Annotated in this window: 17 protein-coding genes; 9 read left to right on the top strand and 8 right to left on the bottom strand. The window is 55.4% G+C overall.

Translation table 11 applies throughout. The features are described from left to right. Positions 1-36 precede the first annotated feature (36 nt). Positions 37-3720 (bottom strand): DUF3857 domain-containing transglutaminase family protein, encoded by a 3684-nt coding sequence (locus AC2FI9_RS05815; protein WP_496766492.1) that lies wholly within the window; start codon positions 3718-3720, stop codon positions 37-39. A gap of 736 nt (positions 3721-4456) precedes the next feature. Here AC2FI9_RS05815 and AC2FI9_RS05810 point away from each other — a divergent pair. Next, on the top strand, positions 4457-7249 hold the full coding sequence (locus AC2FI9_RS05810; protein ID WP_496766490.1) for a bifunctional aconitate hydratase 2/2-methylisocitrate dehydratase: 2793 nt from the start codon (positions 4457-4459) through the stop codon (positions 7247-7249). A gap of 37 nt (positions 7250-7286) precedes the next feature. On the opposite strand, the gene AC2FI9_RS05805 is transcribed toward AC2FI9_RS05810, so the two are convergent. The 6 genes from AC2FI9_RS05805 to AC2FI9_RS05780 all read right to left on the bottom strand — a co-directional run bounded on the left by AC2FI9_RS05805 (position 7287) and on the right by AC2FI9_RS05780 (position 13556). Next, positions 7287-8219, bottom strand: coding sequence for a hypothetical protein (locus tag AC2FI9_RS05805; protein ID WP_496766488.1), 933 nt, complete (start codon positions 8217-8219; stop codon positions 7287-7289). Positions 8220-8225: 6 nt separating this feature from the next. After that, complete coding sequence (locus AC2FI9_RS05800; protein WP_496724643.1) at positions 8226-9539, bottom strand: TRAP transporter large permease; 1314 nt, start codon at positions 9537-9539, stop codon at positions 8226-8228. A 4-nt stretch (positions 9540-9543) separates the two neighbouring features. Continuing rightward, on the bottom strand, positions 9544-10077 hold the full coding sequence (locus AC2FI9_RS05795) for a TRAP transporter small permease (RefSeq protein WP_496734651.1): 534 nt from the start codon (positions 10075-10077) through the stop codon (positions 9544-9546). A 68-nt stretch (positions 10078-10145) separates the two neighbouring features. After that, on the bottom strand, positions 10146-11123 hold the full coding sequence (locus AC2FI9_RS05790) for a TRAP transporter substrate-binding protein (RefSeq protein ID WP_496766486.1): 978 nt from the start codon (positions 11121-11123) through the stop codon (positions 10146-10148). Between the two features lie 52 nt (positions 11124-11175). Beyond that, positions 11176-12426 carry an NAD(P)/FAD-dependent oxidoreductase gene (locus AC2FI9_RS05785; RefSeq protein ID WP_496766484.1) on the bottom strand — a complete coding sequence of 417 codons (1251 nt, stop codon included), beginning with the start codon at positions 12424-12426 and terminating at the stop codon, positions 11176-11178. Continuing rightward, positions 12423-13556 (bottom strand): enolase C-terminal domain-like protein, encoded by a 1134-nt coding sequence (locus AC2FI9_RS05780; RefSeq protein ID WP_496766482.1) that lies wholly within the window; start codon positions 13554-13556, stop codon positions 12423-12425. Before AC2FI9_RS05780 ends, AC2FI9_RS05785 begins: the two co-directional genes overlap by 4 nt. A gap of 99 nt (positions 13557-13655) precedes the next feature. Between AC2FI9_RS05780 and AC2FI9_RS05775 the strand changes: the two genes are divergently transcribed. Continuing rightward, complete coding sequence (locus AC2FI9_RS05775) at positions 13656-14576, top strand: LysR family transcriptional regulator (protein ID WP_496766477.1); 921 nt, start codon at positions 13656-13658, stop codon at positions 14574-14576. Here AC2FI9_RS05775 and AC2FI9_RS05770 read toward each other — a convergent pair. Then, on the bottom strand, positions 14537-16231 hold the full coding sequence (locus tag AC2FI9_RS05770) for a thiamine pyrophosphate-binding protein (protein WP_496766475.1): 1695 nt from the start codon (positions 16229-16231) through the stop codon (positions 14537-14539). The genes AC2FI9_RS05775 and AC2FI9_RS05770 overlap by 40 nt on opposite strands. Before the next feature lie 109 nt (positions 16232-16340). On the opposite strand from AC2FI9_RS05770, the gene AC2FI9_RS05765 reads away from it, so the two are divergent. The 7 genes from AC2FI9_RS05765 (at position 16341) to AC2FI9_RS05735 (ending at position 22203) form a co-directional block, all read left to right on the top strand. Continuing rightward, positions 16341-17045, top strand: a complete 705-nt coding sequence (locus AC2FI9_RS05765; protein ID WP_496766473.1) for a GntR family transcriptional regulator — start codon at positions 16341-16343, stop codon at positions 17043-17045. After that, on the top strand, positions 17042-17761 hold the full coding sequence (locus AC2FI9_RS05760) for an aspartate/glutamate racemase family protein (protein ID WP_496766471.1): 720 nt from the start codon (positions 17042-17044) through the stop codon (positions 17759-17761). Before AC2FI9_RS05765 ends, AC2FI9_RS05760 begins: the two co-directional genes overlap by 4 nt. A gap of 129 nt (positions 17762-17890) precedes the next feature. Then, on the top strand, positions 17891-18589 hold the full coding sequence (gene queC / locus AC2FI9_RS05755; RefSeq protein ID WP_496766469.1) for a 7-cyano-7-deazaguanine synthase QueC: 699 nt from the start codon (positions 17891-17893) through the stop codon (positions 18587-18589). Continuing rightward, complete coding sequence (queD, locus tag AC2FI9_RS05750; RefSeq protein ID WP_496766467.1) at positions 18589-18942, top strand: 6-carboxytetrahydropterin synthase QueD; 354 nt, start codon at positions 18589-18591, stop codon at positions 18940-18942. The genes queC and queD overlap by 1 nt, the downstream gene beginning before the upstream one ends. Then, the gene (queE, locus tag AC2FI9_RS05745; protein WP_496766465.1) at positions 18939-19640 is read left to right on the top strand and encodes a 7-carboxy-7-deazaguanine synthase QueE; all 702 of its coding nucleotides are present in this window, start codon (positions 18939-18941) and stop codon (positions 19638-19640) included. The genes queD and queE overlap by 4 nt, the downstream gene beginning before the upstream one ends. A gap of 16 nt (positions 19641-19656) precedes the next feature. Next, complete coding sequence (gene queF, locus AC2FI9_RS05740; RefSeq protein ID WP_496724662.1) at positions 19657-20121, top strand: preQ(1) synthase; 465 nt, start codon at positions 19657-19659, stop codon at positions 20119-20121. Positions 20122-20346: 225 nt separating this feature from the next. Further along, positions 20347-22203, top strand: coding sequence for an SLC13 family permease (locus AC2FI9_RS05735; RefSeq protein WP_496725210.1), 1857 nt, complete (start codon positions 20347-20349; stop codon positions 22201-22203). Positions 22204-22216 lie beyond the last annotated feature (13 nt).

Genomic DNA, 22216 nt, shown 5'->3' with positions numbered 1-22216 from the left:
GTGGGTTCATCAGTTTTTAGCCCAACAGTAGCGGCGTCAGGGTGCGCAACCCTCACGCTCTTCTTGCTTGGCTTTCGCGGCAAGCACCTCCGCTCGTATTCCTTGTCGAAAGAAAAACAGCATGAGCATTGCAACTATCAAGAAGACTGGGAAAATCATCAACTGCGTCGCATTCAGGCCCAAATAAATCGGTTTTTCTTCCACGACTTCAAATAGCCGACGATGCAAGTAGACGTAGTACCCATCGTTATTGTCCACGTAATCTTCGGCTTCTCGCCATGCCTCTTCGTCACCTGGCTTAAGCGTTGTTTGTTTTGTTTTGAGATTCCACTGGTATGTCCAGGTTGCCCCCGCCTCATCCCACTCGCCGCCGGTCTCGAATTTAATAAAGTCATTTTCGAACTCAAGCGAACTGGGCTTTTTGATTGGGGCGGGAACATTGCGCATCACGATCTTATGGACGTTGTGCATCGGAGCGTTTACGCGAGATTGCCCTTCAAGCACCTCATCGTCATCAAATTCATAAAGCTCGTCCGAAATAGCGTAGCCATAATGGTTCAGTTTGTTCCAAAGTTCCTTTTCTTCAAACCCCTCGCGCGGCAACGTGTAGCGCTGGACGAGCTGAAAAACATTGGCGTCCAGATCATCCTCAATGATCATTACCTCTGAGTGCGTGGCTCCGGGAAACCGTTTGGCGTACCACTTTTCATATTGCTTGCGCCGGTCTTCCATGTCCTCGCCGTCATAGCGCCAGCGCATGTTGTCCGCTTCGACACCCCGCCATGTGTCTGTAACATTGAGTACGGCGGCAATCGGGCCTTCATCCAAGAACACATATTCCTGTACAGCCTCTCGGGCCGGTTCATCAGAAAGATTCGTTACGACTTCAACAAGTCCGGTGCTGTCCTCTGCCAGTGGCAGGCCCCAGGCAAAATCCTTCAATGGGATCGCCCGACCTACGCCGCCTTGCAGTAGATCGGTTGCATCAACAAACCAGTCACCTTGCGGATCGCGAACACGTACTATGGCGTGATCAAAGATAAACGGTGAAGGTAACATGCGCGGCAAAGCAGGCCCGATGTCGTGGTCGACGAGAACGACATCGGCCTCAATCTGCAAATAGGCCAGCATGGAAATCAGAAGAAGCGCCTTGTCTTTGCAATCGCCATATGCGCTCAGCCAGACTTCGTCGGGGGATCGAGGTATCCAGCCGCCTTCACCAATTGAAACGCTGAAATACCGGACCCGGTCCTGTACCAAACGCAAAGCTTGCGTCGCGCGCCATTGCGGATCTTCGGACTGCTCCAGCATTTCATCAAGCAGTTTGATCAGGTCACCGGGCAATAAGTCCGGTCTGGGTTTGTAGTCGCCGGTTAGTCCCTGAACGATCTGAAACCAATCCTGAAAGGTCGAGAGCTGCAACCCATCGTTGGAGACATCCCAATCATCCGCAGAGCGTGTGTTTCTGTCATCTTCTTCAGCCTTTTCCAAGGACCAACTCAAGATCGTCCTGCCGGCAGCCTCTTCGCGCTGAACATCGAACTCATCCGTATGGTTCAGCTCGAAACGCGTTGCAGCGGGCAAGTCAATGGACGTGCGCCTCTTTTCCCAACCCCAGTCTCTGAGCCCGTCTGATCGATAGTGAAACTGGTTTGGGAAAACGGGTGTGGTGGCAGTGATCGACCAGATCATTTCGACGGTGTCACCAACACGAAGATCCGCGATCTGACCGAAATACTCGATGTCGCCCAGCATCACACCTGAGCTGAGCTCTGGTTCGCGCCGGAGTTCTTCGAACGGCAAGTCGAGTTGATCTATCACTAAACCATCTCGGTGGATCTGCAATCGATGAAGAGTGGCACGCTCAAAATTCGGGTCCACCAGCAATTGGACCTCGCCATAAAGTTCCAGAGTTGAACGATCATGCACGGCAAAGAAGCTCTGCCTGACTCTTTGATATCCGTTGTTTTCGACTCGGATTTTTTCGTCGTGAATTGGGAGACTTACAGATGTATCAGCATGCAATGCCGCTTCTCGATCCCGCTGCGAAACCTCCTCGTGCCACTCAGGTAGGTTTTTGTCGCGTAGCAATTCTGCTGATGCAGGTTTGGCTCCAGCCAAATTAAACAAGCCCAGTATGACAAGAAAGACGATGACCCAAATTGCAATGTTGGCGAATGTGGATTGCCACCACTTCTTTTTCTCAACTTTCGGCGCAGCCGTTCGTTTGTTGTCTGACCATGGACCCGGCCCCTGAGACACTCTGTAGGCGGAAAGAAGATTTACCGCGGTGGGTATTTCTGGAACAACATGCAACTGATCATCCTTCGTTTCGACAATGGTCAGGTCATTTTCAATATGAACGGCACGAACCGCAGACCAATCGAGGCGCAATCGTTTACCTTCGCGCCAGATTTCAATGGCCGCCTTGTCGCAACTCACTGCCGTCGGCCCCCAATCGAAGCCTCGTAAAAGCCCGTGACGGTAATAGTGAAGATGGCGCAGTTTTGGCAGATAGGGCCAATCATTTACCGCTGCTGTGGTCATCGCGACAAACAGCAATATGACACCGATTTGATTAAACAACGGAAAACCCGCATCCAATGACTTCCCGGTCAACAAAACAATAAAGAGAAAAATAGAGAGACCCGAAATCCATGCATACGCCAAATAGTTGAAGACTGAGTCCAACCAGGCGGGACAGGGTGTCCCCAGTTTTTTGGATAGCCCTTCCAAGGCATGAAAGGCTGCGGTCGCGGATATATACTGGTGTTTGGCTTCTATCGGAGCGTTTTTTGGGTCAAAACCGCTGGAATTCTTCGCCCTGCTTTCCTCTTTCACCTTCTTCACGAGCTCTCTGGCGTCTTCATCCGAAGGCATTGGAAGAAAAAACAATCCGTAACTCGCTCTTTTCCAGATCACAAACCGCCCAACGTGAATTGGTTTTGATACATGTGAAAAATGCCAAGCCTCTGTCTGGTGGGCTTCAAATGCTTCGACGTAGTCTTTCTTGACAGTGTACTGCGTTTTGCCACCATGGAGTTCAGCCGCCCTGAGAATTACAGTCGCGCGGCCCCTCCAAACCGCCCATAGACTTCCAGCACTCAATGCGTGTGACCGCGCGAGAAAAAAACAAAATAGACCAAGCGGGATTGGAGCCCAGAGTTTGGCTCCAGCGGTGCTCAGGTCAAGCCCGGAATTCCAGGCCGCGACAAAGCCCCCCAGAAGCTCGGCTAGAAATATTACTGCCAGACATCCCACCGCTATTGCCAATAGAAGAAACTGCTTGAACCCTCTTCGCGCATCTAGCCGACACCGCTCAGAACGAACTTCGCTCGTCAGTTCGGTTTCAAGGGTCAGTATTGACGAATTGCTTGGTGCTGGCACCAGCTCCGAATGAATCGCGTTCACAATAGTATTTCCCAACAAATTCAATACTCGCCAAAAGATTGAACATTCATGGCAAAAATATGGTTCTGGTGTAGTGTCAGGCGTTGTTTTGACCTCTTGCAGCCCGCCATCAATTGCGGTTTCTCTCTCCACTCCAATTTGGTTGATCGCCGTAAAAATATAGAGCCAGCTGAAGTTCGCCCCCCCTTTTTCAGTTCCCGGTCGGTAACGTGGAAGGCGCGGACTCAGACAGTACGCATTCGTGCGTCGAGCGGCGAAGCTGTATGGAGAGCCCATTTCGACCAATGCTGTGCACTGTAAGAACGACATTTATTGGTGAAATCGAACGTAATCGCTTTGTGAAGGCTCAATGATCGACCGTACGGGAGTTTGCCGCTAGTTGCGACTGGCGTGACTGTACGCACCGTTGCATGCAGTCAACAACGCGGTTCCGAGCATCGCCCAAATGCTGACCCGCGCACCGACTACGACGAACCTGATGCCAACGCTTATGCCACGCTAACCACACCATCAAAGTTGAGTTAATGGAAACAGCCGAATTACTGATGAACAACGTGAACGTTCGTGTTGAGGTACATGTTATTCCGATGCAGGATACGGATCGCTTCGGCGGCTTTACGGAAGCCTTTGCCCGTTCGTAGGAAGGTGCATCGAAGGATCACATACAGCCGCGTGGCTCCACCCATCCGTTCTTCAAACCGCGAGCTTTCGACCAAAACGTCGAGATTGTGCAGGGATCAACGTGTGATCCATGCCGTCGTCGCGAATGAAATTTTGGTGGCCCGCAGGCGCTCTATCAAACGGCACAATTGAAAGCACCAAGCCCCGGCCCTTAGGTTCCAGCGAGTTTAGGAAAAGGCTAGGTTTGTATTTGCGACCGTTGGTCAAGGTTGGAACCAAGCATAGAAGTATACAGTACCTGCAAATTTCCACGGTGGCACCTTGAAACCTCCGCAACAAATGTATACCGGTGCATACAAATACGATCGAGCGAGTTGCCCCACGCCTCTCAACAGCAGCAGATTCACACAAAGCGGAAACAGCCATGAGCCAGTATTCAGATTACTTGGATGAAATTGAAACGCGCAAAGAACAAGGGCTTAGCCCAAAACCCATCGACGATGGTGCGCTGGTCGAGGAAATCATCGAACAAATCAAGGATACCGGTCATCCGCATCGTGCAGATTCGTTGCACTACCTGATTTACAACACGTTGCCTGGCACAACCAGTGCTGCGGGTGCGAAGGCAACGTTCCTGAAGTCCGTCATCGTCGGCGAGGTAACTGTTGAGGAAATCTCGCCCGAATTCGCGTTCGAACTGCTGTCCCACATGAAGGGCGGACCTTCGGTTGACGTGCTTCTGGATGTTGCACTGGGCGACAAGCAAGACATAGCGGTTCAGGCGGGCGAGGTTCTGAAAACTCAGGTCTTTCTGTATGAGGCGGACACGGACCGTCTGAAAGCTGCCTATGAGGCGGGCAACAAGATCGCTGCGGATCTCCTTGAGAGCTACTCCAAGGCTGAATTTTTCACCAAGCTGCCTGATGTGGACGAGGAAATCCAAGTTGTCACATATATTGCAGCCGAGGGTGACATCTCCACTGACCTTCTGTCGCCGGGTAATCAGGCGCATTCGCGTTCCGACCGCGAGTTGCATGGCAAATGCCTGATTTCCGAGGCCGCACAAAAAGAGATTGAAGCGCTGAAGCTGCAGCACCCCGACAAGCGCGTGATGCTGGTTGCGGAAAAAGGCACTATGGGTGTTGGTTCGTCGCGGATGTCGGGTGTCAACAACGTGGCGCTTTGGACCGGCAAGCAAGCCAGCCCGTACGTACCTTTCGTCAATTTTGCACCGGTCGTGGCCGGCACAAACGGCATTTCGCCCATCTTTTTGACAACCGTGGGCGTTACCGGTGGTATTGGTGTCGACCTGAAGAACTGGGTCAAGAAAGTGGACGAGGATGGCAAGGCGATCCTCAACAACGATGGCAACCCGATTCTGGAACAGCGCTATTCGGTTGAGACCGGCACCGTGCTGACCATCAACACGAAAAAGAAAAAGCTCTATAGCGCGGATGGCAGTGAAGAATTGGTCGACATGGCCGGCTCATTCACCCCGCAAAAGATGGAGTTCATGAAAGCCGGCGGCTCTTATGCCATCGTTTTTGGCAAAAAACTGCAGACATTTGCATGTGAGACACTGGGCATCGAGCTGAAATCGGCCTTCGCCCCGGCGAAGGAAGTCAGCCATGAAGGTCAGGGACTGACGGCCGTCGAAAAGATCTTTAATGCCAATGCGCGCGGTGCGACCCCGGGCAAAGTGTTACATGCCGGCTCTGACGTGCGCGCCAAAGTCAATATCGTGGGCTCTCAGGACACCACCGGTCTGATGACCAGTCAGGAGCTTGAGGCTATGGCTGCCACCGTCCTGTCACCCAGTGTCGATGGTGCCTATCAGTCCGGCTGTCACACAGCTTCGGTCTGGGACCTCAAGGCGCAGGCCAACACCCCGCGCCTGATGGCGTTCATGCACAAATTCGGCCTGATTACTGCGCGTGATCCCAAGGACGTGTACCACGCGATGACAGACGTCATTCACAAGGTGCTCAACGACATCACCGTGGATGACTGGGCCATCATCATCGGCGGCGACAGCCATACGCGGATGTCCAAAGGCGTGGCCTTTGGTGCGGACTCGGGCACGGTTGCACTGGCGCTGGCCACGGGTGAGGCGACAATGCCTATCCCGGAATCCGTCAAGGTGACGTTCAAGGGCGAAATGGCACCGCACATGGATTTCCGTGACGTGGTGCACGCGACGCAAGCTCAGATGCTGGCGCAGCACGGCGACAACGTTTTCCAGGGCCGGATCATCGAAGTTCATATAGGTACGCTGCTGGCGGATCAGGCCTTTACCTTCACCGACTGGACGGCCGAGATGAAGGCCAAAGCGTCGATCTGTATCTCGAACGACGATACGCTGATTGAATCGCTGGAAATCGCCAAGTCGCGGATCAAGATCATGATCGAGAAAGGCATGGATAACGATGTTCAGATGCTGCAGGGCCTGATCGACATCGCGGACAAACGTATCGACGAAATTCGCTCGGGTGAAAAACCGGCCCTGCGCCCTGATGACAACGCCAAATACTTTGCCGAAGTCGTCGTGGATCTGGATCAGATCGTCGAACCGATGATCGCCGACCCGGATGTGAACAATGCCGATGTGTCCAAGCGTTATACCCACGACACGATCCGCCCGATCTCGTACTACGCTGCTGAAAAGAAGGTTGATCTGGGCTTTGTGGGCTCCTGCATGGTGCACAAGGGCGACATCAAGATCGTGGCCCAGATGTTGCGTAATCTCGAAGACGAGTATGGCAAAGTCGAATTCAAGGCCCCGCTTGTTGTTGCTGCACCGACGTACAACATCGTTGATGAGCTGAAGGAAGAAGGTGATTGGGCAATTCTGCAGAAGTATTCGGGCTTTGAATTCGATGACCTGTTCCCCAAGCAAACCGCTCGGACCGAGTACGAGAATATCCTCTATCTTGAGCGCCCGGGCTGTAACCTTTGCATGGGCAACCAGGAAAAAGCAGCCAAAGGCGACACCGTTCTGGCAACGTCCACCCGTCTGTTCCAAGGCCGTGTTGTAGCGGACAGTGAGACAAAGAAGGGTGAATCCCTTCTGGGTTCAACCCCGGTTGTTGTTCTGTCAGCCATTCTGGGTCGTACGCCGACGCTGGAGGAATATAAGGTCGCGGTCGAAGGCATCGACCTGACCAAGTTTGCACCACCGATGGAAGTTCCCGGTACTGCCCGCTCGGTGCATTTCTAATACAATAGCGGGCTCGGCGAATGTTGCCGCGCCCGCTTTACCCCAAACTGCCCGACGCTTGGTAAAAACGGCGCATTACAATGGGGGTCAGGTACATCGGGATCTGATAGGCCCCGATGAACACCAAAAGTGGCGCCGTTACCTCGGGTGGCAACGCAATCAGGAAAATCGCGACATTCCGGTTTCCGGCGACAATGGACAAAGCGGTGGCTTTGTCGGCAGCCACTCGGTTGCGTGTCAGAAAATACATCACCAGTTGCGCGCCGAAATTGGCCAGACATGCGAACCCCACCCAAAAGGCCGCAAGCCCGGGATCAACAAGCGCAGTCGCGGTCACCGACGGCATCAAGCCGATCACAAAGACAGCGAGGGTGATCGTTGCCAACCCTTCAAGATTTTTGAGGGTAGTTTGTGACGGGTTTCTCAGAAACGCGAGGCGCAACAACACGGCTGCAACAGTCGCCCCCGCAATTGTCAAAAACAGGCGCAAGACGGTGATCAGAACGGATTGAAAGTCTCCCAACTCGGGCATCAGAACGAAGATGGGAAACACCGTCAGCGGCAATACGGCGGTCCCTATCACCATCAGGCGCATAGCGTGCTCCGCCGGATGTCCCATCATCAGGCACATGTTGGCACTTCCCGAGATGGACGGAGCCGCGGCCATGATCAGCAGAGACAAAAAGACCGGCGTACCGGTCCACCCACCGATTATGCCAATAGTCACAACTAGTAGCGGTAAAACCAGCTGGAATGCGATCACTGTGTTTGCCACCTGGCGTAAATCGACCAAGGAACCCAACAACAAAGCAGGCTCAATTCTAAGGACCGTCAGAAACAGCAGTAGTGCGACAAGCGGCGGCAATACTGCCCGCATCGGCTCGGCCAGCGCGGGCAGCAGCAATCCGGCGGCCAGCCCTGCGACCAAAACATAAGGACCGTTACGCGCCGCCAGATGAAGTGGGTTCAAAGCCCCCTACCCGCCCGGGCTTTGCCTTAGGTTTTCCGGCAGCCAGGTGGCCAGATCCGGAAACCAGATCAAGACGAAGACCATCACCACCATGATCAGGAACATAGGGATTGCCGCGCGGGCGATATAGCTCATCTCATGGTTCGTCATGCCTTGCATCACGAACAGGTTGAAGCCGATTGGTGGTGTGATCTGCGCCATTTCAACGACAACCACGATAAAGATACCGAACCAGATCAAATCGATACCCGCGTCCCGGATCATCGGTTCCACCACGGCCATGGTCAATACAACCGAGGAAATGCCGTCAAGAAAACAGCCCAGAATGATGTAGAAGACCAGCAGAACCATCAGCAACTCAAACCGCGTCAGCTCCCACCCGGCGATTAGATCAGCCAGGCCGCGCGGCAGACCCGTGAAACCCATGGACAGCGATAGGAACGCAGCCCCTGCCAAGATCAGAGCGATCATCGCACTGGTCCGGGTGGCACCCATCAGGCTTTCAGTGAATGTTTTCCAAGTCAGGGACCCCTGCCCTGCGGCCAGCAACAGACCACCGATCACGCCAAAGGCGGCGGCTTCGGTTGCAGTGGCATAGCCCAGATACATTGACCCGATCACCACCATGATCAGCAGGATTACCGGCAGCAAAAAGCGTGAGTTCTTGAGTTTTTCAGAAAAGCTCAGCTTATTTTCGCTGTTTGGGTTCCAGTCTTTCCCGAATTTCGAATAAATTGCGACGTATCCCATGAACATCGTCGCAAGCACCAATCCGGGCAGAATGCCTGCAAAGAACAGCTTGGTGATCGATTCATTGATAGTCACACCATAGACGATCAACGTCAAAGAGGGCGGGATCATCAGGCCCAGTGTCGCAGCGCCGGTCAGCGTACCAATTATCATCCGTTCGGGGTAGTTGCGTTTCCTCAGTTCCGGGATCGACATTTTACCCACAGTCGTCAGGGTGGCGGCTGACGACCCAGAAACAGCGGCAAACACCGTGCAGCCGACAATGTTGGTGTGCACCAAACCACCGGGCAAAGGTGCCATCCAAGGCGAAAGTCCCTTGAACATATCCTCGGATAATCGCGTTCGATACAGGATTTCGCCCATCCAGATGAACATCGGCAGCGCGGTCAGTGTCCATGACGATGAGGCCGACCAGATGGTCGTGATCATCACGTCTCCGACAGGGCGTGTCGTGAAAAGCTCCATCCCGACCCACGCGACGCCCATAAGGGCAAGGCCAACCCAGACACCGGTGCCAAGCAGAGTGAAAAGAACAAAGAGGAAGAGGATGATGACTGATACGTTTTCCATGCTCTCACTCCCCGTGGCTCTGATCGGCCAGATCACGGACGATGCGGTGATCGCCCTTAAAAACGACGTGGATCAGATGATCGGTCAGGGCGATTGCAAGGATGACTGCGCCAATCAGCATTGTTGACTGCGGAATCCAAAGCGCGGTTTTGTCCTGTCCCTGGCTAACATCGTTGAATTTCCAGCTCCAGTAAACAAAGCGGTAGGCGTACCAGCAAAAGTACCACATTACCGCCGCGCCCACTGTAAAACACCATATTTCAAGGATGCGGCGCACCCGGTCGGGGACCGCATTCAGCAGGATCGACACGCGAATGTGGCTGCCTCGGTTCAGCGCATTGGCAAAGGCCAGAAAGGACGCGGCAGCCATGGCATAGCCCGCATAGTCGGGCGCGCCCGGGAAAACCTCTCCGGTCCAGCGGGCCAGCATTTGCACAACGATCAGCACCAAAATAGCAATCAGGCTAAGTGCTGCCAGAACCCCTGCTGCCTGATAAATGAAATCCAATACGGACCTGAGCCCTCGTAGTGCCGCCATGCTGTCCCCACTATTAGTTATTCTATGGAAACGGGCGGCAGGTTGATCCGCCGCCCATCTTTGGCCAATTACTGAGACGAATTGAACGCATCGACGATGGCCTTGCCTTCGTCGCCTGCGGCTTCAAGCCACTCATTGGTCATAGTGACACCGATCTCTTTCAACTCGTTGGTCATCTGCTCGGACGCCGGACCGACTGTCATGCCGCCGTCACGTAGGCCTTGCAGGGTAAATCCGGTGTATTCCTTGGCGCGCCAATTGCCGGCATATTCAGCAAGCTCTGCACAGCCCTTGATGACGTTCTTGTTGGCATCAGAAACACCAGCCCAGATGTCTGAGTTGACCATGACGTAGTTGCGTGGCAGCCACGCGTCCACTTCGTAGAAATAATTCAGGCTTTCCCATACTTTGCGGTCATACCCGGTCGAACCCGACGACACCATCGAGTCCGCGACACCAGTGGCAAAAGCCTGGCTGATTTCAGCGGCTTCGATTGTCACAGGCAGCATGCCGGTCAGTTCCGCCAAACGCGACGTGGCATTGTTGTAAGACCGGAACTTGATGCCTTCCATGTCGGCGACCGAGTTCACCTCGTCTTTAAAGTACAGTCCTTGCGGCGGCCATGGCACGGCGTAAAGCAACGTCAGGTTCTGTTCGGCCAGCAGACTTTCAATCGAAGGTCTTGCGGCCTCCCAAAGCTTGGCGCTGTCATCGAATGACGTTGCCAGGAATGGGATTGAGTCGAACCCAAACAGCGCGTTTTCATTCTGGTGACCGGACAACAGACGCTCGCCAATCGGTGCTTGACCGGTCTGAATGGCACGTTTGATGTCGGCGCCTTTGAACAGCGACCCGGACGGATGCGTGACGATTTCAACCTCGCCCCCGGTGCCTGTGGTCACGCATTTGGCAAATTCGGCACCCGTGGCCGAGTGGAAGTTCGATGCCGAATACGCCATCGGCATATCCCATTTCTCGGCCATCGCCGGTGCGGTTGCTGCGGCTGTCAAAGCGGTTGCCGCCAGAAGGCTTGTCAATTTCTTCATCTTTTTCTCCCTGTTTAATTTTGTTTTGCCGGCTTGTGTTACCGGACATTTCTTAAGTCGCGTAGCGAGAGGGCGCATAGACGCTCATGTCTGCGTTTGGGGTCCTGCCCGCGATCATCTGCGCCAGCAGACGTCCTGTTTTTGGCCCGCCTGTCAGACCGATATGATGGTGGCCAAACCCCATAAATGCTCCGTCAATTCCCGGCACTTCGCCGATGATCGGGATCGAGTCTGCCGGTGCGGGTCGGTGCCCCATCCATTCTACTTCGTCCTTCCATGTCACGCCCGGAAAGGCCGCCCGGGCATTCTTGCGCATCAGTTCGAACGGCGCCCTCGAAGGCGGCGCGTCCAGCCCGCCGAATTCGACAATCCCGGCCAGCCGAATGCGGCCATCCATCGGCGTGGCGACGAACTTGCCCGAAGCAACCATAACCGGACTTTTTGGCATCGCGGAAGGTTCCACCAATTCAAGATGATAACCACGTTCTGTCTCCAGAGGAACAGAAACGCCCAATTTGCTGGCCAAAGGCCCGGACCAGACGCCCGCAGTGACAATGGCAGTGTCACAAGCAATTGTCTCACCAGCGGTGCGCACGCCGGTGACCTTGCCGTTATCGTGTACGACATCTTCAACAGCAGCACGGATGACCCTGCCGCCGTTGGCCTCGACATGTGCGGCGAGGTCTTTCACGTACCGCCCAGGATCGGTGATGTGTCCGTGATCAGAAAGTTTGGCAGCAAACCCGATATCTTTGCTGTAGATCGGGTCGTAGGCGTGGAATGCGGCCCCCTCTAGTTCTTCCCATTTGAAACCGAGCTTGCGCCGAACACCCCAACCAAAGGCATCGCCTTCGAAATGCTTGCGGTTTTCGTAGAGGAACAGGTAGTCGGATGGCACAATCCATTTCTCGGCGGCCGTACCCTGAGCCAGGGCCTGATGATCGTTCAGGCTGTCTCCGACTATGGGGGTTAGTGCGGCCGCGATACGTTCGACGTCATCTGCGTTTGCGTGTTTCAGATAGCGCGTCAACCACGGCAACAGCTTGGGTACATAGCCCCATTTCATGAACAAAGGCTGCGACGGGTCAAACAGCATCCTGGGCGCTTTTTTCAAAAGCCCCGGCACCGTGACCGGAATAATCGAGCAAGAGGCCAGCACACCCCCATTGCCATGCGAGGTGCCCTCTCCGGGGCCGGCCTTGTCGATCAGGATGACGTTATGTCCGTCACGTTGCAGCCAGACGGCGGTCGAGACACCAACGATACCAGCACCGATAATGGCAATGGTCTTTTTCTCGCTCATGCCGCCACCGCTTTGGAAACAGCATAGTGGTTCAGCTTTGCCTCGTCCGGCTTCCCTCCAAGACCCGGTGTGTCAGGGACTATGACCTGGCCCCTTTTCACCTCGAAAGGCTCCTCAAGAATGTCTTCTGCCAAGAAATAAGAGGCCTGATAAAACTCGCAGCCCAGCGTGACTTCCGGTGTGGCGGCGATCATGTGAGTGCCTGCCAAATGTGCCAGACCTGCCTCGAACATATCTCCGCCATAAGCACTCAGGCCGTGTGCGGCGGCCATGCGAGCGACCGTTTGCCCGCGCGTCAATCCTCCGGATTTCATGATTTTGACCGAGACACCGTCGCAGATCCCTTCCCTTGCAGCGCGTTCCATATCCTCGGGGCCAAAGACGCTTTCATCAGCGAGTAGCGGCACATCCGTCATTTGCCGCAGCTTCGCCATCATGCCGTAATGATGTGCGCGGACCGGTTGTTCGATGAAATCCGGATCAAACTGCGCGACGTCCCGCACCTGTGCTGGTGCGTCCTCAATCGACAGACCCTGATTATAGTCCACACGCACCGAGAACTGTGGGTAGTGCTTCGCCAAATACTCGAGCCGCATGATATCGAAAGCATGGTCCTTGAACCCAGTCTTCAACTTCACGATCCTCACGCCGTCGTCCTGCAAACGGATCAAGAGATCGGTATCCTGAGCAAAATCAGGGTTGGCGACAGAGCAACTGAGCGGGATCGCGTCGCGGCATTTGCCCCCCAGCAGCGCCCAGACCGGAACGGCGCTGATCCTGCCCGTCAAATCAAGTAGAGCAGCTTCCAGTGCCGCTTTAGCCTCGGTGCAATGCGCAACCGCATATGCAGCACGCGCCATGATAGCGGCTCTGTCAGCAACCCTCGCCCCCATCACCAACGGACGCAGATACCTATTCAATGCAGCGTAAGTTGCTTCGGGCGTTCCGGTGAATACGGACCAGGGTGAGGCTTCGCCGTATCCCTGGCTGCCATCCTCGGACGTCAGGCGCAGGACAACGACCTCGCACACACCTTCGACAGATCCGATACCGTGGTCCCGGCGAGATGTGACGGGCAGTTCAAGATGCCACAGGTCGTAACCTATGATTTGTTGTGTCAGATCGCCCATTCGTTCTCCCCAGCGATAGGCGGAAGCCTGCCTTGACCGGCATATCATTTCAAATACTATGTTTTCGTAAGTCCATCATAAGAAATGATAGGGTAAGCTATGTCTCTGCGCTTTCGTCAGTTGCAGGCGTTCCACGCCATCATGGAAACGGGTACCGTAACTGGGGCCGCGTCGGTTCTGGGAATCTCGCAACCGGGTATCAGCAATCTGTTGGCCGAGCTGGAACGCGAGGCCCGGCTGCCCTTGTTCGAACGCAACAAAGGACGTCTTTTGCCGACGCCAGAGGCAGAGCTTTTGTATCGAGAGGTCGATACCGTGGTCCGCGGGCTGGACCATGTCGCGCAGGCCGTATCGGACCTGCAGAACAAGCATCCCGGGCAATTGCAGGTTGCTGCTCCCCATCTTCTTTCATTTGGTTTCATGCCGCGAGAGATTGCCCGTTTTGCCAAATCGCGCCCCAATCTGTCCGTCAGCTTTCAGTCTCAGTATTCTTCGAAAATACAGGAGTGGGTAACCTCGGGCTTGTTCGAGATCGGCATCGTCGAGATGCCAATACTCCATGACACGCTGAACTTTCAGGTCTTCCAATTTGAAACGATGGCTACGTTCCCCGAGGGTAGCCATTTGGCGACCTATGACGTTCTGACACCAGAGCTGTTGGAGAATGAGCCGTTCATCGTCATGGGCCCCGAACACCAAACCCATCGCAGAACCCGTGACATTTTTCAGACTGCAGAGCGTACCTGGCAGACGCGAATACACACGCATTTGTCGGAAAACCTGCTGAGCTTTGTCAAACAGGGTATGGGCGTCGCGATGATTGATCCGTTCACAGTGACCTTCGATGAAGAGGGCGGATATCAAACCCGCCCTTTCACACCGGCAGTCACGCTGGATCTTGCAATAATCACCGCCAAAGGACGCCCTTTATCGATGATTGCGCAAGAGTTTCTGGCCCAACTGACCCCGTCCATCGCGTCCTATGCCACCCATTCCGACACCGGTGCCGCAGCTTCGTGAAGCTGTTGTGAGTGAATGTCGACCAGCGTTGGGCCATCATACTCGACAGCCTGCTTCAACACTTTGCGCAAATCGTCCGGGTCCTTCACCGTCCACGATTTGACCCCAAACGCCGAAGCAACAGCGGCGTGATCGGTCCGATTGAAGTCGACGTTGTAGTAACGCTGCCCAAAGCCTGCATCCTGACCCGCTTTGATCCAGCCAAATACCGAGTTCGAGAATACGATCGAGGTAATCGGCATCTTGTGCCGCACCATCGTTTCAAACTCACCGCAAGTGAATCCAAACGACCCATCCCCCATAACGGACAGTGTCTTGACCGATGGCCTACCCACATGCGCCCCCATGGCGGCACCCAATGAATATCCTAGCGCGCCATGCGCCCGGTTGGTGATGAAGTGCCGCCCCGGTTTGCGCCAGCGGTAATGGGCGCTGAAGTAGGGGCATGGGGTGCCCGGATCGGCGACGACAATCGCATCATCGTCCAGAATGTCTGCAAGAGCCGCCATAACGGCTTCGGGCCGGATCGGAGTTTCGCGACTTGCTGCGAGCGGAGCGAACGCTTGCAACTTGGCCTCCCAGGCGGCACGGGCTTGGGCCGCTCCGCCAAAGTCTGGCAGATCGTGCCGCGTCTCAAGCGACCGCGCCAAAGCCTCTAACGCCAAACGGGCATCGGCACAAATGGCGACTTCGGTCTGATAATTTGCACCGATCACCATCGGGTCGCTGTCTATATGGATGATGGTGGCATCCCGCCCGGGGCTGCGCCAGCGTTCGGTCGTGACCGACCCCGCGCGGCATCCGACAAATATGACCACATCGGCCTGATTCACAATGGCGCGCGTGGCCGGAACACCACCGTTCGAGCCAACGACGCCCAAGGCCAGCGGGTCCGTTTCGGCAATGGAGCCCTGACCGGAAACTGTTGTGGCAACTGGGATATCCAACAGGTTGGCAACACGGTGCAATGCCTCTTCGGCCCCGGACAGAACCGGCCCGCCGCCGCAAACGATAACTGCTGATTTGGCTTTGGCCAGGATATCCGCGGCCGCTTCAATGGCATCCAGATCCGGTCCAGCCCGTTCGGCGGGATAGCTGCGGTGGCGTGCATCTGCCCAAACCTCAGCTTCGTCCACTGGCCCTTTTTGCGTATCAAAGGGAAGAGCCAGATGTGTGGCGCCCGGTGTTCCGGTCGTCATTGCACGAAACGCAGCCCTCACCATCGCAGGCAAACGAGAGGCGTCGTCCAGTGACGCGTTCCACTTTGCCAACGGCTTGAACAGTGCAGCCTGATCCAATTCGGTCAACGGGTATTTCCCGCGGCTTGTGGTTGCCACGTCAGAGGTGATCGCCAGAATGGGAACCGAGCTTTCGCTGGCCTCAATCACCCCCGGCAGTATGTAAGTCGCTCCGCCTCCGGACGGGCCTTCGCAGACGCCCGGCTTGCCAGTGACGCGTGCGTATCCATCCGCCATATAGGCCGCGTGACGTTCATCCCGGGTCAGTATGTGCTGAATACCATGATCCATCCGCGCTAACGCGTCATAGAAGGGCAGCGTTGTATCACCGCACAGGCCGAACATGTGTTTCACGCCGTGTGCTTCCAACATGCGCACCATTGCTTCGGCTCCTGTCAGATAATTCGTCCCGGTCATGGCTGGGTTTCCTTTGATTTCATTCTGCACACAGAACTGTATACAGTTTTGTATATTGATTTCAAGAACGACCTGTGGCACGCCTTGGAAAACGAAAAAGGCAGTACTTATGGCGGGTCCACGCGTTGACGACATCTATGAACAGGTAAAGGCGATGGCCGTCTCGTTTCGCCTGCGGCCGGGTGATCGATTGAATGAAGTGGCACTATCGAAAGAATTGGGTGTCAGCCGAACCCCCCTGCGCGAAGCTTTAAACCGATTGGTGGCGGAGCGCTTATTCGACTTTCGCCCCGGTCAGGGCTTTTTCTGCCGCCCGCTCGACGCCCAGAGCGTGTTTGATCTGTTCGAATTGCGCCAAATCATCGAATCTGCTGCCGCGCGCAGTGCCTGCGAAAAAGCGTCAGACGCTGACCTTCAATCACTTCGCAATGAACTTTACGCCACCGGCATCGACATCACCGGCCTGACCGTCGAAGAAGCCGTCGGCAAGGACGAGGCCTTTCATCTGGGCATTGCCAGGCTATCGGGCAACTGCGAACTGGTGCAAACCCTGACCCGGATCAACGAACGCATCCGATATATCCGCTGGGTTTCCATGAGCTTGGATCGGGTTCAACGCTCGAAAGATGAACATAAACGGGTCATGCAGGCCTTGCTGGATCGCGACGCGGATGAGGCCGCGCGCGTACTGGGTGCCCATATTTCCAAACGAATGGATCAGGTGCAGGACGCCGTGCGCCACGGGATATCCAGCATCTACATGGAAGGGTCCGAAGACATCTCGGCCCGCATTATCGAGGAGGCGCACGGATGATCGCCCAAGGTGGTAAATCCATTTACGGAGCGTCGGTGGGCATACTGATGCTGGACGCCCAATTCCCACGCATCCCCGGTGATATGGGAAATGCGCTGACATGGCCTTTTCCGGTGCTCTATCGCATTGTTCGGGATGCCTCGCCGGACCTGGTCGTTCGGCACCGGGCCGAGGGCATGTTGGACGCGTTCATTGATGCCGCGCGAGAACTGGTCAAGGACGGCGCAGACGGCATTACTACCAATTGCGGGTTTCTGTCCCTGTTTCAGAAAGAGCTGTCCGAGGCTGTACCGGTTCCGGTTGTGACCTCATCTTTGATGCAGGTGCAGATGGTGAACGGTATCCTTCCGGCCGGAAAACGCGCAGGGGTTCTGACCATTTCCGCCTCCACTTTGACCCGTGAACATCTGCGCACCGCTCAGGTTCCGGACGATACACCTATCGGTTCCACCGAAGGCGGGCGCGAATTTACCCGTGCGATACTGGGGAACGAACTTAGCCTGGATGTCGACAAGGCCCGTGCCGATAACGTTGATGCCGCGCTTGCGTTGCAGTCTGAAAATCCGAACCTTGGCGCGATCGTGCTGGAATGCACGAATATGTGCCCATACGCGGCAGATATTCAGCGCGCAACCGGTTTGCCCGTCTTTTCCATTGTGACATTGGTCAGTTGGTTTCAAGCCGGACTTGTGCCGCCGCGCTTTCCCAATCCCTAAAGGGCGCGGCGGTCAGGCCTAAGGTCTCTTTTGCCCACCAATTCGTGCATTGCGCTTACCGGAAAAAGACCGTAAGCGTCCCGCCCGCCGGTCGCAGCCTACCCGGTTATCAAAACAAGGACTGAAAACATGAAAACTACATTGGTCTGCTCCGGCGGACTGGATTCCGTGTCGCTTGCCCATGTGCTGGCCGCGGAAGGAAACCTCTCGCGGCTTGTGTCTTTCGACTATGGCCAACGCCACACCAAAGAACTGACCTTCGCTGCCCTCTGCGCGCAGAGGCTGGACGTGCCCCATCACGTTATTGACCTGCGTTCTGTCGGCGCGTCGCTGACGGGCTCGGCCTTAACCGACGACGTGGACGTGCCTGACGGGCATTACGCGGAAGAGACGATGAAGGTCACGGTTGTCCCCAACCGTAATGCGATCATGCTGACCATCGCTTATGGTGTGGCAGCAGCGCAGGGGGATGATGCGGTTGCTACTGCTGTGCATGGCGGCGACCATTTCATCTATCCCGATTGCCGCCCGGCATTCACAGATGCGTTTGACACCATGCAGCGCGCGGCGTTGGACGGCTACGCGGATGTGGTGCTGCATGTGCCATTCGTGCACCGCAGCAAAGCCGATATTGTCCGCGAAGGCGCGCGCGTGGACACCCCGTTCGATCAGACGTGGTCCTGCTACAAAGGCGGCGATTTGCATTGTGGCCGATGCGGAACATGTGTTGAACGGCGCGAGGCGTTCGAGCTGGCCGGAGTGCCCGATCCAACCAAGTACGACGACGCCGAGTTCTGGAAATCTGCCATCGCAGGAGCAAGTGTCTGATGTACCGGATTACTAAGGAGTTCCACTTTTCCGCCTCACATCAGTTGACCCACTTGGCCGATGATCACCAATGTGCCCGGATGCACGGCCATAACTATATTGTCGTGGTCGAATTGGCCGGGCGCGATTTGAATACGGATGGGTTCGTGCGGGACTACCACGAGCTGAAACCGCTTAAGACCTATATCGACGATGAATTCGACCACCGGCACCTGAACAATGTGCTGAACGTCGTATCGACCGCAGAGAACCTTGCGCGGCACTTCTTTGACTGGTGCGCGGTCCGCTGGCCCGAAACCGCAGCGGTGAAAGTGTCCGAAACGCCCAAGACATGGGCCGAGTATCGCCCATGACCCTTAGAATATCTGAAATATTCGGCCCCACGGTACAGGGCGAAGGCGCGCTGATCGGTCAGCCGACGGTATTTGTACGCTCGGGCGGGTGCGATTTCCGGTGCAGCTGGTGCGACAGCCTCCATGCTGTCGACAGCGCCCATCGCCACGATTGGGCAGCAATGGACACGCAGGCCGTCTGGTCCGAGGTTCAGCGTTTGTCAGGCGGGCGGCCTCTGACTGTTTCCCTGTCTGGCGGCAATCCTGCCATTCAGGATTTTGGCCCTTTGATCCAGCAAGGCAAAGCGGAAGGCTATACCTTTGCATGCGAAACCCAAGGGTCAATCGCAAAGCCGTGGTTTGCCGACCTTGCTATGCTGGTTCTCAGCCCGAAACCACCCAGCAGTGGGGAGGATATGGATTGGACGGCGTTTGACGCCTGCCTCAACGTGCGCCCTGCGCAGACTGTCCTCAAGATCGTGATCTTTGACGACACGGATTTCAGCTGGGCACGCAGCGTAGCCGACCGGTATCCGGATCTTCCGCTGTACCTTCAACCCGGTAACCCGGAAACCGATCCGGCCAGCCCGGTTGATTTGACCAATGCCACCGGCCGTATGGAATGGCTGATCGACAAGACTTTGAATGCCGGTTGGTTCGCGCCTCGCATTCTGCCCCAGCTACATGTGCTGATCTGGGGCAACAAACGCGGCGTCTGACCGCAGGAGAGATAACATGACCGATAGTATCTACAGCAACCTCACCCAGTTGGGCGGAGACACCAAAATGCCAGCCAGCCCGGAAGAGGCGGTTCTGGAACGCGTGCAGAACCCACAGGCTGATGTGGATTACAACGTGCGCTTTACCGCGCCCGAGTTCACCTCGCTTTGCCCGATGACAGGCCAGCCGGATTTTGCCCATCTGGTGATAGATTACGTACCCGATCAATGGTTGGTGGAAAGCAAAGCGCTCAAGTTGTTTCTGGGCTCGTTCCGCAATCATGGCGCCTTTCACGAAGATTGCACCATCTCGATTGCCCGCCGGCTGCAAGAGTTTCTGGAGCCAAGGTGGCTGCGTATCGGAGGCTATTGGTATCCGCGCGGGGGCATTCCGATCGACGTGTTCTGGCAAACTGGCCCAATGCCCGAAGGCGTCTGGATCCCGGATCAGGGTGTTCCGCCTTACCGCGGGCGTGGCTGACCCCGATGATTTGAGAGGCGTGAAGGCCCCAGCCTGACAAGCAATCAAAGGGCCCCCACGCGCCGGTTCGAAACATGACGTTTTGGCAGTGGTAGTAATTTTGTTTCGCTCAAGCTTGCGGTTTTGAAACATCATGACAATCCAACATTGATGGGTTAGATGTTTTTTTAATGTAAGAACAAATTCCTGGTGACGATTGTGGAACAGGTGGCCTTCAATTTTGAGATGGGTGTCGTTTGCGCCCTTCTTGCCTTCACCGTATTTCTCTTTGTATCCGAAATCGTCAGGATTGACCTTTCTGCCATACTTGTTCTGGTCATTATCGGCCTCCTCAGTTACGCGCCCGGGCTCGAAAAACTAGCTGACGTGCCGCACCTGTTTGATGGATTTGCATCCAATGCGGTGATTTCCATTATAGCAGTCATGATCGTTGGCGCGGGGCTCGACAAGACCGGCATAATGAACAAAGTCGCCGCTGTTATTCTGAAATATGGCGGAACGTCCGAGAAACGCGTGCTGCCGATTATTTCGGGCACCGTAGGGGTCATTTCCTCGTTCATGCAGAACGTTGGAGCCGCCGCGCTGTTTCTTCCGGTCGTCAGCCGAATATCTTCCCGATCAGGCATCCCATTGTCGCGCTTGCTGATGCCCATGGGGTTCTGCGCCATCCTTGGTGGCACAATGACGATGGTCGGATCTTCGCCTCTTATCCTGCTGAACGACCTGATCCAGTCGGCCAACAACGGCCTGCCCGAAGGTCAGAAAATGGAGCAGTTCGGCCTTTTCTCTGTGACGCCGATAGGGATTGTTCTGATCCTGACCGGCATCGCCTACTTTCTGCTGCTGGGTCGGTGGGTTTTGCCGGGTGATGAGGGATCGGAAAACACCGGGACCGGACAGGGAACGCAAGAGTATCTGCAACGTGTCTACGGCCTGAAAGCCGATGTTTTCGAAGTAATCGTTCCAGCCGAAAGCCCTTTGGTCGGGCAGATTTTGGCCGACATAAACCACGAAAATCACCTGTACATCATTTCGACATTCTATCGTGGAAAAACCTCAATGGTTCAGGTCCTGACGGCCGAAATTGCCGCGCCTTGCCGATTGGCGATCATCGGCAGGCGCTGGGTCGTAGAGGAGTTCGCGCAGAAGTACGGGCTGACCGTCCTGCCGACGTTGGACATCTTTGTCGAAGAATTCGCACCAACCAACGCAGGCATCGCTGAAGTTGTCATAACACCCGACAGCAAGCTGATCGGGAAATGCCCACGCGAGCTATTGTTCCGCAAGACATACGGCATGTCGTTGCTTGCCATCCATCGCGGCGAGGAAACGCTCAGCCATGTTGAATCCGAAACGCACGAGTCTACTCAAATCGGACTTGAGGAGTTTCACGCAGGCGACATGTTGGTCGCCCATACCCGCTGGGACAACCTGATGCGGATCAAGCGCGACCCCGATTTTGTGGTGGTGACCACCGACTTCCCCCAAGACGAGCTTCGCCCGCAAAAGGTCGGTTGGGCGCTGGCGTTTTTTGCCATTTCCCTGTCGATGATCCTGTTCACCGACATTCGGCTCTCTCTCTGCCTTTTGACGGGAGCCGCGGGAATGATGTTGTCTCGAGTGCTGAGCGTTGACGAAGCCTACCGGGCCGTTGGGTGGAATACAGTCTTTCTGCTCGCATGTCTTATTCCATTAGGTCAGGCCGTTCAGAATACCGGCACGGCAGCGTGGATCGCGCAGCAAATCATGATCATTCTGGATGGATGGCCGACCTGGTCCCTTCAGGCAGGCGTTGCGGTTCTGGCTACGGCGTTTTCGTTGGTGATGTCCAATGTCGGCGCCACCGTTCTGCTAGTGCCATTGGCCGTTTCAATTGCAGTGGCAGCAGGCGGAAATCCGGCTGTATTTGCCCTGACAGTTGCCATATCAACATCGAACAGCTTCATAATCCCAACCCATCAGGTAAACGCCCTGATCATGGGTCCTGCAGGGTACAAAGTTATGGACTTTGTACGCTCAGGTGGGGTCATGACCATACTGTTTCTTGTTGTGTCACTCCTTATGCTCAATTTGCTGTACTGATCGTTTCGATAAA

It is taken from the genome of Ruegeria sp. CDSA246, from assembly GCF_059611225.1.
This window is presented reverse-complemented; position numbering and strand designations above follow the sequence as displayed.

Bases quoted from the DNA above. Each gene is read 5' to 3' on its own strand.
- AC2FI9_RS05815 (WP_496766492.1), bottom strand. From the start codon at position 3,720: ATGTCGTTCTTACAGTGCACAGCATTGGTCGAAATGGGCTCTCCATAC.
- AC2FI9_RS05810 (WP_496766490.1), top strand. From the start codon at position 4,457: ATGAGCCAGTATTCAGATTACTTGGATGAAATTGAAACGCGCAAAGAA.
- AC2FI9_RS05800 (WP_496724643.1), bottom strand. From the start codon at position 9,539: ATGGAAAACGTATCAGTCATCATCCTCTTCCTCTTTGTTCTTTTCACT.
- AC2FI9_RS05795 (WP_496734651.1), bottom strand. From the start codon at position 10,077: ATGGCGGCACTACGAGGGCTCAGGTCCGTATTGGATTTCATTTATCAG.
- AC2FI9_RS05790 (WP_496766486.1), bottom strand. From the start codon at position 11,123: ATGAAGAAATTGACAAGCCTTCTGGCGGCAACCGCTTTGACAGCCGCA.
- AC2FI9_RS05785 (WP_496766484.1), bottom strand. From the start codon at position 12,426: ATGAGCGAGAAAAAGACCATTGCCATTATCGGTGCTGGTATCGTTGGT.
- AC2FI9_RS05780 (WP_496766482.1), bottom strand. From the start codon at position 13,556: ATGGGCGATCTGACACAACAAATCATAGGTTACGACCTGTGGCATCTT.
- AC2FI9_RS05775 (WP_496766477.1), top strand. From the start codon at position 13,656: ATGTCTCTGCGCTTTCGTCAGTTGCAGGCGTTCCACGCCATCATGGAA.
- AC2FI9_RS05770 (WP_496766475.1), bottom strand. From the start codon at position 16,231: ATGACCGGGACGAATTATCTGACAGGAGCCGAAGCAATGGTGCGCATG.
- AC2FI9_RS05765 (WP_496766473.1), top strand. From the start codon at position 16,341: ATGGCGGGTCCACGCGTTGACGACATCTATGAACAGGTAAAGGCGATG.
- AC2FI9_RS05760 (WP_496766471.1), top strand. From the start codon at position 17,042: ATGATCGCCCAAGGTGGTAAATCCATTTACGGAGCGTCGGTGGGCATA.
- queC (WP_496766469.1), top strand. From the start codon at position 17,891: ATGAAAACTACATTGGTCTGCTCCGGCGGACTGGATTCCGTGTCGCTT.
- queD (WP_496766467.1), top strand. From the start codon at position 18,589: ATGTACCGGATTACTAAGGAGTTCCACTTTTCCGCCTCACATCAGTTG.
- queE (WP_496766465.1), top strand. From the start codon at position 18,939: ATGACCCTTAGAATATCTGAAATATTCGGCCCCACGGTACAGGGCGAA.
- queF (WP_496724662.1), top strand. From the start codon at position 19,657: ATGACCGATAGTATCTACAGCAACCTCACCCAGTTGGGCGGAGACACC.
- AC2FI9_RS05735 (WP_496725210.1), top strand. From the start codon at position 20,347: ATGGGTGTCGTTTGCGCCCTTCTTGCCTTCACCGTATTTCTCTTTGTA.